Source organism: Ruegeria sp. AD91A (genome assembly GCF_003443535.1).
Taxonomy (GTDB): domain Bacteria; phylum Pseudomonadota; class Alphaproteobacteria; order Rhodobacterales; family Rhodobacteraceae; genus Ruegeria.
Genome location: NZ_CP031946.1, coordinates 1,804,079 through 1,819,138, shown reverse-complemented (window position 1 = coordinate 1,819,138; position 15,060 = coordinate 1,804,079). Strand labels below are relative to the sequence as shown.

At 54.2% G+C, this 15,060-nt stretch carries 14 protein-coding genes and 1 tRNA gene; 10 read left to right on the top strand and 5 right to left on the bottom strand.

The window, feature by feature from the left end; translation table 11 throughout:
- Positions 1-390 precede the first annotated feature (390 nt).
- Positions 391-476 (top strand) — tRNA-Leu (locus tag D1823_RS09040).
- Between the two features lie 239 nt (positions 477-715).
- On the opposite strand, the gene D1823_RS09035 is transcribed toward D1823_RS09040, so the two are convergent.
- Positions 716-1,027 carry a helix-turn-helix domain-containing protein gene (locus tag D1823_RS09035; protein ID WP_162896801.1) on the bottom strand — a complete coding sequence of 104 codons (312 nt, stop codon included), beginning with the start codon at positions 1,025-1,027 and terminating at the stop codon, positions 716-718.
- 516 nt (positions 1,028-1,543) lie between these two features.
- Between D1823_RS09035 and D1823_RS09030 the strand changes: the two genes are divergently transcribed.
- The 9 genes from D1823_RS09030 (at position 1,544) to D1823_RS08990 (ending at position 11,846) form a co-directional block, all read left to right on the top strand.
- Positions 1,544-2,281, top strand: a complete 738-nt coding sequence (locus D1823_RS09030; protein WP_117869605.1) for a terminase small subunit — start codon at positions 1,544-1,546, stop codon at positions 2,279-2,281.
- A 144-nt stretch (positions 2,282-2,425) separates the two neighbouring features.
- Positions 2,426-3,985, top strand: a complete 1,560-nt coding sequence (locus D1823_RS09025; protein WP_117869604.1) for an acetolactate synthase large subunit — start codon at positions 2,426-2,428, stop codon at positions 3,983-3,985.
- 383 nt (positions 3,986-4,368) lie between these two features.
- Positions 4,369-5,490 (top strand): SRPBCC family protein, encoded by a 1,122-nt coding sequence (locus D1823_RS09020; protein ID WP_117869603.1) that lies wholly within the window; start codon positions 4,369-4,371, stop codon positions 5,488-5,490.
- On the top strand, positions 5,487-7,013 hold the full coding sequence (gene betC, locus D1823_RS09015) for a choline-sulfatase (protein WP_117869602.1): 1,527 nt from the start codon (positions 5,487-5,489) through the stop codon (positions 7,011-7,013). Before D1823_RS09020 ends, betC begins: the two co-directional genes overlap by 4 nt.
- A gap of 5 nt (positions 7,014-7,018) precedes the next feature.
- Positions 7,019-7,813, top strand: a complete 795-nt coding sequence (locus D1823_RS09010) for an SDR family NAD(P)-dependent oxidoreductase (RefSeq protein ID WP_117869601.1) — start codon at positions 7,019-7,021, stop codon at positions 7,811-7,813.
- A complete protein-coding gene (locus D1823_RS09005; RefSeq protein ID WP_117869600.1) occupies positions 7,813-8,745 on the top strand; it encodes a 3-keto-5-aminohexanoate cleavage protein in 933 nt (310 codons plus the stop codon). Before D1823_RS09010 ends, D1823_RS09005 begins: the two co-directional genes overlap by 1 nt.
- A gap of 10 nt (positions 8,746-8,755) precedes the next feature.
- Complete coding sequence (locus D1823_RS09000) at positions 8,756-10,174, top strand: gamma-aminobutyraldehyde dehydrogenase (RefSeq protein ID WP_117869599.1); 1,419 nt, start codon at positions 8,756-8,758, stop codon at positions 10,172-10,174.
- On the top strand, positions 10,174-10,914 hold the full coding sequence (locus D1823_RS08995) for an SDR family NAD(P)-dependent oxidoreductase (RefSeq protein ID WP_117869598.1): 741 nt from the start codon (positions 10,174-10,176) through the stop codon (positions 10,912-10,914). Before D1823_RS09000 ends, D1823_RS08995 begins: the two co-directional genes overlap by 1 nt.
- A complete protein-coding gene (locus D1823_RS08990; protein WP_117869597.1) occupies positions 10,914-11,846 on the top strand; it encodes a 3-hydroxyacyl-CoA dehydrogenase NAD-binding domain-containing protein in 933 nt (310 codons plus the stop codon). The genes D1823_RS08995 and D1823_RS08990 overlap by 1 nt, the downstream gene beginning before the upstream one ends.
- On the opposite strand, the gene D1823_RS08985 is transcribed toward D1823_RS08990, so the two are convergent.
- The 4 genes from D1823_RS08985 to D1823_RS08970 form a co-directional block, all read right to left on the bottom strand.
- Entirely contained in the window at positions 11,824-12,855 is a 1,032-nt protein-coding gene (locus D1823_RS08985; RefSeq protein WP_117869596.1) for a GlxA family transcriptional regulator, read from the bottom strand. The genes D1823_RS08990 and D1823_RS08985 overlap by 23 nt on opposite strands.
- Positions 12,856-13,340: 485 nt before the next feature.
- Positions 13,341-13,970, bottom strand: a complete 630-nt coding sequence (gene ureG / locus D1823_RS08980) for an urease accessory protein UreG (protein WP_117869595.1) — start codon at positions 13,968-13,970, stop codon at positions 13,341-13,343.
- Positions 13,967-14,620 (bottom strand): urease accessory protein UreF, encoded by a 654-nt coding sequence (locus D1823_RS08975; protein WP_117869594.1) that lies wholly within the window; start codon positions 14,618-14,620, stop codon positions 13,967-13,969. The genes ureG and D1823_RS08975 overlap by 4 nt, the downstream gene beginning before the upstream one ends.
- Positions 14,604-15,056 carry an urease accessory protein UreE gene (locus tag D1823_RS08970; RefSeq protein WP_117869593.1) on the bottom strand — a complete coding sequence of 151 codons (453 nt, stop codon included), beginning with the start codon at positions 15,054-15,056 and terminating at the stop codon, positions 14,604-14,606. Before D1823_RS08970 ends, D1823_RS08975 begins: the two co-directional genes overlap by 17 nt.
- Positions 15,057-15,060: the final 4 nt, after the last annotated feature.

Sequence of the window (15,060 nt, the reverse complement as noted above, 5' to 3'; positions counted from 1 at the left end):
CTGATCAGCCTCACTCGAATGATTCAGTTTGGTTGTTGCTTCGTGACCTTGGTCGGTCGACACGAAGGTTTCCTACGCTGGCGGGCGGTGCCCCATTGCACCGTCGGTGCGTCTTGTGTTGCTGTGTTTCCTCCGTTCTTCGATCCTGTTTCGTGCCTGGTCTGGATTGTAGAAGATTTCGCTGAGGAAAAGACGGTGTCGGATAGATCCATGAATCACTTGGTATGTGACTTCTGATCAGAGGAGGGGCTCTGCCGCTCATTGACGGCGGCGTCAGACAGGGGGCACGGCTTTCCACCAAAAAAATCCTGCCCCATCTGCGTCAAAGCGCATTGTTCTCATCCCGCTGTGCTAGTAAGGAAATTGCACGTTCTTTGGGGACTGCGCCGTGCGGGCGTGATGGAATGGTAGACATATCAGACTTAAAATCTGAAGGGCGTATGCCCGTGTGGGTTCGAGTCCCACCGCCCGCACCAAAACTTTATTTTAAACGCCTGTAAAATAAGGGAATTAAAAAAGGGAAACCTAAGCTGCCCCACATTCTTCCCCATATCTGGGTTTTCATACCCGCCGATTATGCGGCCTTTCCTTCGATCTGGTTTTCCAGATCTTCGACCTTCACCTTCTTGCAGTCCGTGCCCCGGTGAATCTTTAATCTGCCGTTTTTCTCGGTGCACAAGATCGGTTGATCCAATTGGCATGGTGTATAAAACATTCACTCTTTATCCAGGGCGGACCCCTTAGCTATGTTCGCCCATTCGAGCCAAGCTTTTCGCTGTTCGGGGGAAAGGGCACGGAACGCCTCGAGAAGAAGCGCCTCGTCGTCTTTGTCGGGTGCGCTTAAATCTTCAATCTCAGTTGGCTCCACATCAAGGGCTGCGGCAATAATAGCCTGCTTCTTGGTGGAGAGTTGACGTGTCCCCTTATCTAATTGCGCCAAATAAGATCGAGATAAATCAACCTTCACTGAAAGTTCGTCCTGAGTAAGCCCTTTGGCTTGCCGGATTTCTTTAATGCGTATCTTCATGATCGATCTTTGGAGCCATTGTGGAGCCCGCATTGGCGGTTTCTATGGGGTTTGCTGTGCGGTGAGCCGTATCTGCCTTGGAGCCTGTCAATTGGGCCTTGTGGGAGGTTGCGTAGCATCGGTTGAGAACTGCAGGTTCGACGAACTTTGTTGGGGGATGATCCGTTTGATGAGTGCCATTTCCACTGTTTGTTGCATTGGTGGATCGTAAGCTCAGGGCTAGACACTTTCTCGACCAATGGACTTTCCCATGTGCCGTTCTCCTTTGTCTCATTCACTAAGTAAACGTGTCGCAATATGCAGCAACGAAGTGAACATGACGCAAATAAAAGCGCACCATCCGAGTATTCGGTCGGGAAGTCAGGCCGGAAGTCAGTCGGAAGTCATTAATGAAAGAGCTAGACAAATACATTGGTGGTGGTGCTAAGGTTTTTGCGTTTACATTTTTTTGCTTAATGCAGATTTTTTGGCCTGTCTTGCGGGCGGTTTTGAGGCGCAAGAGGCACCGCCCCCGGGATGAGCAGCCCAACAGGCAATCCAGCACTGGCAGACACCGCCTGGCTCGACAAATTCGGCCTGAACCCGCGTCAGCGGGCCTTTGTGCTTGCCTGCATCGCTGATCCAAACGCGAAACAGGCCGCAACCGACGCCGGATATACAGAGGGATCAGGAGAGGCCCAAGGTTCGCGATTGTTTAGCAATATTAAGGTTGCCCGCGCCATCGCTGAGGGCCGCAAACAGGTCGAGAGCAAGGCCATGCTGGATGCAGAGGGCATTGTGAACCTCAGGGCCCAAATCGCCCTCGCAGACCCCAACGAGCTTACACAGCACATCATCGCGCCTTGCCGTTACTGCTACGGCATCGACCATCAGTACCAGTGGAAAACAGAACCGGAGTTCACGGAGCGCAAGGCCGAAGTGATCTTCTCGATGTTCTCGGACGGCGACCTGCGAGACGCTGCCACGTCAGGTATAATCGCAGATCCGCGCATCCCTGACGACGCTGGTGGCTACGGTTATCGCCTCACAGATCCACCAAACCCGGCCTGTCCCGAGTGTTCCGGCATGGGGATGGAAATCACCCGCATGGCCGACACCCGCAAGTTCAGCCCCGCTGCGCGCCTCCTGTTCGATGGCGTGAAGGAAACCAAGCAGGGCGTTGAGATCAAGATGCAGGACCGTGCCGTGCCTATCTCACCTCAAGTACGAGTGCTTTCGCTCCAAATTCTGGCTCCGCCAAAAGGAATGGCCTGAAGTCCGGATACTGCTCCACGTCGCGAACGGCTGCGGCACCTTTCGTGGCGAAGGGTCGTGCCGAGAGGAAAAAATGTTTAGAAAGAAGGCCTTTTCGTGCGAGCATTGTCCTCAATTGAACTATTGAAATCAGGCTAAGGAAATATGAACGGCGCTCAATCACTCGTAAAAACCCTTTTGAACAATGGCGTGGATACAGTCTTCGCAAATCCCGGCACCTCGGAAATGCACTTTGTTGCTGCCTTGGATGAACACCCGGAGATGAATTGCATTCTTTGCCTGTTTGAAGGCGGAACAACGGGTGCGGCGGATGGGTTTTTTCGCATGAAACGTGATGTTGCGGGTACGCTGCTGCATCTTGCGCCTGGCTTTGGCAACGCATTTGCCAATCTGCACAATGCCAGGAAAGCGGGGTCCGGGATCGTGAACATCGTGGGTGATCACGCAACGCATCACCTCCGGTACGAAAGCCCATTGAAGGGAGACATCCTCGGTATCAGCCAAGCGGTCAGTCATTGGACGCGCGTGTCATCCAATTCCACCGACGTGGCTATGAATGGAGCGGCTGCGGTTCAGGCCGCCCGGTCGCAAAACGGCCGGGTCGCGACGCTTGTCTTGCCTGCCGACACAGCTTGGAACGAAGCGAACGCAGCGGCAAACCTTTTGGACATCGGAGGAAACCTCCATCGACCGTCAATAGGCGACATAGAGGCCGCGGCAGCCCGTCTTGTGACGCCGAACGCCGCGCTGATGATTGGCGGATCAGCCCTGTTTGGGCTGCAGCGTGGACTGGCTGGAAAAATTTCTGCCGCGACAGGGTGCCGGTTGTTGGCCGATACTCTGATACCGCGCATTTCCAAAGGCGCAGGAACAGCAAAGCTAGACCAACTGGTCTATCCGATATCGCCCAAGATCGCTCAGCTTGAAGCAACGTCTTCGATCACTCTGCTTGGCACAGACAGGCCAGTCGCCTTTTTTGCCTATCCCGGGAAACCGAGCGTGCCCGAACCGCCGTATTGCCCCATTACGGACTTGTGCACGCCCACAGATGATATCGAATGGGCGCTGCAAGCGCTCGCCGACGCGGTTGGGGTCACAAGCAAAACGGTGGCAGAAACCCATCCGCTCGATCTGCCGGACGTTCCCAGCGGGCAGTTAACCCTCGAAAAAGTTGGTTTGGCGTTGGCAGCATTGATCCCGGAAAATGCGATCATCTGCAATGAATCCGTGACGTCCGGGTTTTACGTCATTCCACCGACAGCCACCGCTCGCCCGCATGATCTGCTTGCTGGCACCGGCGGAGCGATTGGGCTGTGTTTGCCTTGCGCAACGGGTGCGGCCACCGCCTGCCCGGACCGAAAAGTCATAGCACTGACTGGGGATGGGTCGGCCATGTACACGCTACAATCACTGTGGACTATGGCGCGGGAAAATCTCGACGTCACGGTGATCGTATTTGCAAACCGCGGGTATCAAATTCTGCGGGATGAACTCACAAATGTCGGTGTAGCGAGCTATGGTCAGAATGCTCAGGCTATGTTTGACGTGGAGAACCCGACACTGGACTGGGTTTCTCTGGCGAAAGGCCACGGTGTTCCTGGGACACGCACAGATGACATGGACAGCTTTGCGAAGGCGCTCTCTGCCGGTCTCTCCAGCGACGGGCCATCTCTGATCGAAGTTGTGTGTCCCCCGCCAGCATGAGTATTGTGACACGGAACCTGAAGAGCAGATGAGACTAGGGGTGCAATGTGTGGATCGGTATAAGTTGATGCTGTGAAAAGACTTTGCGATGGTTCAAACGGCGGTGAAATTGCAGCTTTGTCCGCGTAGAACTCGTTCACGCCGAGTGCAGCGAAAGACTGCAGTGAGCCCATTTTGCCGATTGCTGCAATGTGCACGAATGACCGCTGAACAAGTGCAGGCAAGTACGCAGCATTCGCTTGTCAGCTAAATGCAATGCTGATGGAATAATACGGTGTCCCCGAAAGCCAAATGCTTGGCGAAAATAATCAAACTAGCGGCTGATAAAACATAGCTCCGAATCCCACTTGAAATAGGTTTAACCTAACATCGGAGACGCAATCATGACTGATTCAGATACAATTTTCTTTGGCTATCATGCTGATCCATCGCGCTCCAGCTCATTGCAGGCTGCTGCCTATACCGAGAGCAAGTGGTTTGACGCAGACCTTTGCGCCATCCTCTCCAAAACTTGGCAGTGGGTATGTCATGTCGAGAAAACACGTGAGCCGGGATCTTATGTAACAGTGGATATTGCCGGCCAACCCATTGCAGTCGTGCGTGATAAAGAGGGTAAGCTTCGTGCCTTTTATAATGTCTGCAAACACCGTGCGCATGAATTGCTGTCGGGCGAAGGCAATACAACGCGGATCATGTGCCCCTATCATGCTTGGGTCTATAAACTTGATGGGCAATTGGCCCGTGCACCACATACCGAAAACCTCGAAGATTTCAGGAAAGACGAGATTTGTCTCGATGGAGTGCAGGTCGAGGAATTTTGCGGCTTTGTTTTCGTCAATTTGGATCCAATGGCAGCTTCTTTGTCAGAACAATCCGGCAACTTGGAAACCGAAGTGCGCCATTGGGCGCCGGATGTGGATCAACTCACTTTTGGCCATCGTCTGACCTATGACATCAAATCCAACTGGAAGAACGTCGTGGACAACTTCCTAGAGTGCTATCACTGTCCTACAGCGCACAAGGATTTTTGTGACCTCGTTGATATGGACACCTACAAGGTTACGACCTACGGCATTTACTCCAGCCATATGGCTGACGCGGGCACAAGTCCGAATTCCGCTTATGACGTGTCGAATGCCACGGTGAAAACCCATGCGGTTTGGTGGCTCTATCCGACGACCTGCCTGATGCGGTATCCGGGACGGTCAAGCATGATCGTGTTGAACATCATCCCAGTTGGGCCAGATCGGACGCTTGAAACTTATGACTTCTTCCTTGAGACGCCGGAACCCGACGCGATGGAGTTGGACGCAATTCGTTATCTGGACGAAGTTCTTCAGGTCGAAGATATCAGCCTTGTCGAAAGTGTGCAGCGCGGGATGAACACACCTGCGTTCACCCAAGGTCGGATCGTCAATGACCCGGATGGTTCCGGCAAGTCCGAGCACGCCGTACATCACTTCCATGGCCTAGTCCTGGATGCTTACGCAAAAGGTGTTGCGTGACGCGGCCAAACATCCTCGTGATAATGGCGGACCAATTGGCACCGCACTTTACTGGGGCATACGGGCACAAGGTTGCCAAGACACCCCACCTTGATGCGTTGGCCGCGCGCGGCATGCGCTTTGATGCGGCTTACTGCAATTCTCCACTCTGCGCACCTTCACGGTTTGCTTTTATGTCGGGCCAGCACATCAGCCGCATTGCAGCTTACGACAATGCATCCGAGTTCAGAGCCTCGGTGCCGACATTTGCGCATTACCTTAAATCGCTAGGCTACAGGACCTGCCTTTCAGGCAAGATGCACTTCGTAGGCCCAGATCAAATGCATGGGTTCGAAGACAGGGTAACAACCGATATCTACCCCGCAGATTTCGCATGGACCCCGGATTGGGAAGCGCCTGATGAGCGGATCGATAAGTGGTATCATAATATGCAGACCGTCAAGGAAAGCGGTTTGGCCCATGCGACCTTCCAGATTGACTATGACGATGAAGTTGGCTTTGCCGCCAAACGCTGGCTCTTTGATGTCGCCCGAGACAAAGCACGTGGGAAAAGTGCGCCCTTTGCGATGGTGGTAAGCTTCATTCACCCGCATGATCCTTACGTTGCGCGGCCCGAATGGTGGAATCTCTATTCGGACGATGAGATCGACATGCCGTCCTTTACACCCGCGACAGAGGATCAGGACCCGTTCTCGCGTCGATTGATGGATGGGATCGAAGCATCATATGTGCCGCTCACCGACGAGGAAATCCGTCGCGCGCGTCATGCTTATCTGGCCAATGTCAGCTACTTCGACAGCAAGATCGGAGAGCTGATTCAGACCCTCGAAGAGATGGGCGAGTTGGACAACACCATAGTGTTTGTAACTGCGGATCACGGCGACATGCTGGGCGAACGTGGGCTGTGGTATAAAATGAATTTCTTTGAACACTCTGCGCGCGTTCCACTGGTCATGGCCGGGCCGGGCGTTGTAGTGGGGACAACGCAGAATGCAGTGTCACTGGTTGATTTGCTGCCGACCTTTATCGATATCGGCGGCGGTAATGAGACGATGATCGGAGAACCGATCGACGGCCGCAGTCTAATGCCTTTGGCCCGTGGCGAATACGACCCAGTTGATGAAGCCATCGGTGAGTATTGCGCTGAGATGACGGGCTATCCCGTAATCATGATCCGGCGCGGCCCTTTAAAATACATTCATTGTGACAGCGACCCGCCGCAGCTCTACGACCTAAACGCTGACCCGCTGGAAACAAAAAATGTTGCCACAGACCCTGACTATGCTGACCCGGCAGCCCGCTTTGCAGCCGAAGTCGCGGAACGGTGGGACGGTAGTGAATTGCGAAAGAAGATTATCGCCACGCAGAGATCACGCCGCGCGTTACATGCCGCGATGGAAGCAGGTGCCAGCGAGCCATGGGATTACAACCCACCATCTGATGCAAGTCAGCAATATGTCCGCAACAACTTGGATTGGACGGTGGCCGCGAGTCGCTACCGCTATCCGCCTTTGAAGGATTGAAGCCAATGATGCTGAACGGAAAAATTGCCCTTGTGACCGGCGCGCGCGGTGGCATCGGGCGTGCAATTGTCGCGCGGTTCCTAAAAGAAGGGGCAACAGTATTTGCAGCTGACCTCACACCGGAAGGATCGTTAGACCAGCACGACGAAGATGGCAGTCATTTTGTTAAGCTGGATGTGACTCAAGAGGCAGACTCGGTTGCGGCGATGGATCATGTGCGCGCCACACAAGGAAAGTTGGACATCTTAGTAAACGCGGCCGGGATCGAGATCGAAAAAACGGTTGAAGAGACCACGCTGGAGGAATGGAACCAAAGCTTTGCGGTTAATTCCACGGGCACGTTCCTGACCTCGAAATATGCCATCCCGTTGATGCGCGAAGCGGCGAAGACAGGGAATAGCGCAAGCCTCATCAATTTTGGCTCCTACGATGGGTTCATCGCTGATCCGGGCCTTGCGGCCTATTGCGCAACCAAAGGTGCAGTACACGCTTTGACCCGCGCAATGGCTTGCGATCATGGCCCCGAAGGTATCCGCGTAAACGCCATCTGCCCCGGCTATATCGATACCCCAATGCTGCAGAGCTTCTTCAACGGAGATGGATCTGGTGGCGCCGGCGGCAATATTGAAACGCTGCAACAGGCCGTGCGCGATGTTCATCCGACGCGCACCTACGGGACGCCACAGGACATTGCAAACCTGGTTAACTGGCTTGCTTCCGACGAAGCACGGTATGCCTCTGGCCAGTTGTGGGTTCTGGACGGGGGGCTGTCTGCACAAGTGCAGCAGATGAAGCTCTGATGCCCAAATCCGTCATCATCACCTGCGCACCCACAGGGGGCATCCATACGCCGTCGATGTCACCACATCTGCCGATTACGCCTGCCGAGATCGCGACAGCAAGTATTGAAGCGGCACAAGCCGGCGCGTCGATCATTCACTTGCACGCACGGCATCCAGAGACCGGCAAACCCGACCCCCGACCCGAGCTATTTCAGCAGTTCCTGCCTGTGATCAAACAGTCCACTGATGTGGTGATGAATGTCTCTACCGGCGGCGGTTTGGGTATGTCGATGGATGAGCGCCTGCTGGCCGCAACTTCGACTAGCCCAGAGATGGCATCTCTCAACATGGGTTCTATGAACTTTGGCATCTTTCCGATGCTGCAGAAATACACCGAGTTTCAGCATGATTGGGAACAGCCATTCCTGGAGATGACAGAGGACTTCATCTTTCCCAACACCTTCAAAACAATTCGTTACGCCATTGAAAAACTCGGTGGTGATCATGGCACCAAGTTCGAGTTCGAATGCTATGATCTTGGACATCTCTACAACGTCAAATGGTTCGTGGATCAAGGCCTGATCAAACCGCCTTTCTTCATTCAGATGGTGTTCGGCATCTTGGGTGGCGTTGGCGCGGATGCAGACCATCTAACCCACCTGCACAACACAGCGGACAAGCTGTTCGGGGCAGAGAATTACGAATGGTCTGTCCTTGCCGCTGGCCGTTACCAAATGCCTTTTGCAACCCAAAGTGCATTGCGCGGCGGAAACCTTCGGGTTGGTCTCGAAGACAGCCTGTTCATTGGCAAAGGTGAGTTGGCCAAATCTAACGCGGAGCAGGTTACGCGCATCCGATCAATCGTAGAAAACCTTGGCCTTACGGTCGCGACGCCAGCAGAAGCGCGCATGCGGCTCGCACTAAAAGGCGGCGATCAGGTTGGGTTTTGAGGAGACGCTTATGCAGACGAAAATGTTGATCAATGGCGAATTGGTCGAAGGTACCGAAGAGGCGTTGGAAATCCTGAACCCTGCAACAGGCGAAATCATCTGCACAGTAAAAGAGGCCGGCGATGCACAGACCGAGGCGGCAGTGCGCGGTTCGGCAGAGGCATTTGAGACCTTTTCGGGTACGACCCCCGCGGAACGCGCTGCGATATTGCTTCACATAGCTGAAGTTATCGAGGCGAACGGCCAGGAGTTGGCAGAACTTGAGAGCCTGGATGTGGGAAAACCCTGGCCATCGGCTCATGATGACGAAATGCCGCTGACGATCGATGTCTTTCGCTTTTTCGCCGGGGCTGCGCGCACCATGATGGGGTCTGCCTCTGGAGAGTATGTCGCGGGTCATACCTCGATGATCCGGCGCGACCCCATTGGCCCTGTCGCGGCCATAGCGCCGTGGAACTATCCGCTGATGATGGCGTCCTGGAAGATTGCCGCACCAATTGCGGCAGGATGTTCGGTGGTATTGAAACCTTCCGAGATCACGCCGCTATCTACTTTGCGACTTGCAGAATTGTTACAAGGTGTTCTGCCAAAAGGCGTGCTAAACGTGATCCATGGTCGCGGGCCCGGCGTGGGAAATACCCTGATGAACAGCCCACAGATGGAAGGGATCAGTGTTACGGGTTCTCCGGCGACAGGCATGGCTGCAATGCGGGCTGCTTCCCAGAAAATTAAACACGTTCATCTGGAATTGGGCGGCAAGGCGCCGGTCATTGTCTTTGATGATGCTGATCTCGATGCTGTGGCCGAGACGATCCGATATGGCAGCTACTTCAATGCCGGTCAGGACTGCGCACAGCCATGCCGCGTGATGGTTGCAGACAGTGTTTACGACAAACTTGTGGCCGCGATTGCCGATCAGGTTGGCCAGATCCAGACTGGTGCGCCGAAAGCTGAAGGAACGGAAATGGGCCCGCTTGTCTCTGCGGCACAGCGGGATCGTGTGGCTGGTTTTGTCGATCGCGCACGCTGCAGCTCTGAAATCGTTTCCGGTGGGGCGTCTGGCGAAGAAGACGGCTTTTTCTACCAGCCGACAGTCATTGCCAATGTCGACAACACTGCAGAGATTGCCTGCAACGAGGTCTTTGGACCTGTTGTAACTGTCTCTCGTTTTTCCGAGGCAGAAGATGCGTTGAAGATCGCCAACAACGGACCTTACGGGTTGGCCTCATCGGTTTGGACACGAGATGTTGGGAGAGCAATGCAAATGACGTCCAAGTTGCGCTATGGATTCACCTGGGTAAACACGCATGGGGTTGCGACGCCCGAGATGCCATGGGCCGCGATGAAAGGCTCGGGAACAGGCAGTGATATGTCGGTCTATGCATTGGACGCTTATACTGCGATCCGTCATGTCATGGTGGCACACTGATGCGGTTGGCTGGAAAACGCGCCTTTGTCACAGGCGGCAAGCAGGGCATTGGGCGGGGTATTGTTGAGGCGTTCTTGGCTGAAGGGACCGCTGTCACTACCTGCGGGCGCGGCCCTCAACCCGATGATCTGCCGGAAAATGTTGTTTGGTACACACTGGATGTGTCCGACGCCGAAGCGGTTGCAGAGATCGTCAGTATAGTCGGTGGGACTGATATCCTTGTAAACAACGCCGGCGTTCAGGTCGAAAAAACTGTTACCGAAAGCTCGGACGCGGATTGGGACTTGGTGATGGGCGTAAATGCGCGAGGCGTTTTTAACTGTTGTCGCGCCTTCATTCCAGAAATGTCGCAAGGTGGCTCGATCATCAACATCGGGTCGATCTCGGGCAATGCCGCGGACCCGTCGATGGCGCTCTACAATGCGTCAAAAGCGTTTGTGCATGGGCTCACACGCTCTATCGCAGTGGACCATGGACCAGCGGTTCGCTGTAATGCGATCTGCCCGGGATGGATTGAGACGGGCATGCTGGACGCAGCATTCGAACTCGCCCATGACCCGGAAAAGGCTAGATCAGACGCGCTGGCACGCCATGCGGTCAAACGCTTTGGTAAGCCCGCAGACATTGCTGCGATGGCTGTTTGGCTAGCTTCTGACGAGTCGTCTTTTGCGACTGGCCAACTGTTCACTGTGGACGGTGGTATGACTGCGGCCTCCCCCCTGAATCCGGGACTGTTCTGATGTCGGAAATCGAAAGAACAGCCATTCTCGGAGCCGGTGTCATCGGGGCAAGCTGGGCAGCGCTGTTTCTCGCGTCGGGTCGCAGTGTGACTGTATTTGATCCCGATCCGAACGCTGAGGCATCCGTCCGTAAATACATTGAAAAGGCGTGGCCTGCGTTGGAAGAATTGGGCCAAGTTGGCCACGCCACCCGAGATGCGATCACCTTTGCACCGACCGCAGCTGAGGCCGTGCGAAACGCGCAGTTCATTCAGGAGAATGTGCCGGAGCGGTTGCCGATCAAACATTCCACCTATGCGGAAATTGAGCCAGAGTTGAGCGCTGATGCAATAGTTTCAAGCTCAACATCCGGCCTAACACTCGAGGCTCTCCAACAGGGATGGGGCGATCCGAGTAAGCTCATCTTAGGTCATCCGTTCAACCCGCCACATCTCATTCCGCTGGTCGAGTTGACGGCGAACGACGCCACCGGTTCAGATGTTCTGAACCGAACAGAGACGTTCTACGAAGATCTGGGTAAAGTCACGATCCGGATCAAGAAGGGCATGCCCGGACACGTCGCAAACCGCTTACAAGCTGCAGTATGGCGCGAGGCCGTCCATATGGCGATTGAAGGCGTTGCCAGTGTCGAAGACATCGATAAAGCGATGTGGGCCGGCCCGGGATTGCGGTGGGCCGCGATGGGTCCGACGACGCTTTTCCACCTGGGTGCAGGCGACGGCGGTCTGCGGGCCTTCTGTGACCATTTCAAGGACACATTCAATGGCTGGTGGGACGACCTGGGCAACCCTCGTCTTGATGAAGATGTCATCAATAAACTGGTCGATGGCATTAACGATCAAACTCAAGGGCAAAGTACCGAAGAGTTATCAGCGCAACGCGACAAGATGCTTACGGCGATGCAAAAAGCTACCCAACACCTTCGGACTTGATGTCGGGATTGAACATCGGCCAAGCGCGAAACTCAAACGGGGTGCGGCCTTCAATGCGATCCGCACTGGGTGTCAATCCAAATCGTTTGCGGTATGCCCGGCTGAAATGAACCTGTCCATTAAACCCTGATGCTTCCGCAATCTCGCTGAACTTAAGCTCAGTTTGCGTCACTAATCCGCGCGCGCGATCAAGGCGAATGTCGCGGTAATACTCGATCGGCGACTTATGGACAAATTGCTGAAACAATCGGCTAAGTTGTCGTTGCGAAATCTTCAACCTCGCTGATATTTCAGGGATCGACAAAGTGGCTTCCAAGTGCGCCTCCATCAAATCGATCGCGTCCCTTACCACCCCAGAGGTGACGTACCCCAGCGGTTCCATGTCTTTGGGGTTCTGTGATTGGCCTTCTCCGCGCACATTGTGATGAAAAAGGTATCGAGCAGATGCATTGGCGATACTCTCACCAGCGACGGAATGTACAAACCGCAGTCCCAGATCTGTTGCTGCAGAACCCCCGCAACAAGTGAAAATCTTTCCATCCATAATAATCATGTTCTCTGACACGGTGGTGTCATGGGCCGTTTCGGCAAAGGCGTCGATGTGTTCATAGTGAACCGTTGCGGTCTTTCCTTTGAGTAGTCCAGCCGTCGCAAGAACAATCGCGCCAGTATCCAAACCTCCAACGATTGCTCCACCCGATTCCCATTTCTGTAGTGCTACCTTGAACTGAGGTGTCCCGTGACGCTCAGGTGTCCAACTTGTACTCACCAGAACCATCCAAGGCTTGCGCCTCACCACCTCCGCCAATGGGGCAGTGTCAACGACCAAGCCGCTGCTCGATTCAATTGGACCACCAGGGTCTGAGACATAAGTCCAAGAAAATCGAGCTGAACCCGTCAGGTAATTTGCTACTCTGAATGGATCCACGAAAGACGTTGTCGCCGAAACATTAAAATGCGAACTCACCAAAACAACTATGTCTAGCTTGCGATCTATTGGCTGCGTCATGGCCGATTTTGTAAAACAGCGTCCAAAATTGTCAATTATGTTTCGGAAATTCGCAAAAGACACCAAAGTGCTGAGCCAAGCACTGCCTAAGTGCGGAGGCTAGGCCGAGGAGATCAGATCTCAATCAGTTTCTGAAGCTAGAAAGCCGAGATTCGCTCCACCGCAGCGAAGGCTCACTTTGTCCGCACAGCAGACGCTCACGAGTACTTTGCGAATAACCAAACCGAGCCCACAACAGACGTCGCAGTTTCGCGCATCACGCAGGAATATCCGAGGGCGAAAGTCGCGTAGCGCGCAACAAATCGGCACCGAAGAATGTTATGGTTACGGATAGTTGTCTAGGTTGGCTAGTGCGCTTCCTATACGGACAGCCGATGAGTGAAGACAAAACATAACATCCAGACAAACGTGAAAATTAAAGACTGTACCTTCGGCCTCTCCAGTCGGGTTTAGGTGCCGACAATTTGGCATCTCCGTTCTGGGAGCTAATTCACTTCTGAAATTATTACCCCACCCTGCTTCACCAAGAGGTCAACAATTGCGTCGACCCCTTTTTTGTGGCGAAGGGACGAGAACAAAAATGGCCGCCCTTTGCGCATTCTGGCTGCATCTCGTTCCATTACCTCCAGTGAAGCGCCTACATGCGGCGCCAGATCGGTTTTGTTTATGACCAGGATGTCGGATTTTGTTATTGCCGGTCCGCCTTTTCGCGGGATTTCCTCTCCAGCGGCGACGTCGATCACATAGATTGTAAGGTCTGCGAGTTCCGGGCTGAAAGTAGCCGACAGATTGTCGCCGCCGCTTTCGATCAGAACGATATCAAGATCGGGATGGCGTTCCTGCATTTCAGCGACAGCTGCAAGGTTTATCGATGCGTCCTCGCGGATTGCTGTATGTGGGCAACCGCCCGTTTCGACGCCGATAATCCGATCTTGGGGAAGGACCTGCATGCGCACCAGCGCTTCGGCATCCTCCTGCGTGTAAATGTCATTGGTGATGACGCTCACTGAACAAGCATCGCGCAGGGCTTCAGACAAGGCAGCGGTCAAAGTGGTCTTTCCGGCTCCAACCGGACCGCCGATGCCAACGCGAAGAGGGCCGTTCATACTGCTCATGTTCGGAATATCCTTGAATACTGTATTTCGTGTCTCATCGACGCGATGTCCGTCAGGAACGCAGTCGAACTCAATTCTTCCAAGCCTGCCATTTGCGCCTTTTCGACGATATGAGCACATAGCGGTGTCAAATTACGGATTAGTTTCTGCGCGTCGGTTTGCCCCAGCGGCACAAGACGCGTTGCGCAAGCGACCAAGTTGCTTGCGAATGCTTGTAGATACATCTTCGTCGTCAGCAGTAGGGGGAGGTTTTGTAGACGCGCGGCGTGACCTACTGAAACTGGGTAGGAAAGCTGTTGGATGTCCATATCCCAGACCTCTCCTGTGACAGTCCCGAATGCCTGTCCCAGCAGTTCGGTTTCCATTTTCCTTTCGGATGACGCGCAGATAGCCCGTGCCTTGGCATCGATGCTAAAAAGTTCATCTTTGTCCCGCGCGTTGTATGCGGACACCACGAACAGAGTATCATTCCATCCAGATCCGTGTTCCAGCGCATCTGAAACCCAGGCTTCGGCGTCTTGGGAACTGGCGACCGCTCCTTCGTCAATTGCAGCTTCCAACCCATGAGAATAAGCAAATCCCCCCACAGGGTATGCCGGAGACAACCACTGGGTCAGCGTCAGGATATCGGCGTCAGTGGGCGTGGCCATGTGTCCTGCCGTGGCCATAGGCTCCGCCTTCGGGGTTGAACGGTTCGTGCACCTCGCGCACTGCGGCTCCGATTTTCAATAGCATATCTCGGATCACATGATCGATCTGGATCAGCAGACGATCCTTTTCGATCTGGCAGGGCGTGTGGCGATTGCCAATATGCCACGCGATGCGTGTCAGGTCCGGAGCGGAAACCTCAAGCAGTGCTTCGGGTGCAGCCTGTATTTCCACTTCGCGACCGTCGTCCAGAATCAACGTGCCACCGTGGTTCAACGAGGTGGTTTGCGCCAGATCGACGAGTATTTGTTCGCCACTTTCACAGGTCAGAACCTTGCGACGCAAAAAACGATCGTCATAAGTCAGCGACAGGCAATCTGCGGAGTCGCTGTGCATATGATCCGAGTAACGGCGTGCGGTGCAGAGCAGGGCGGTCATACCG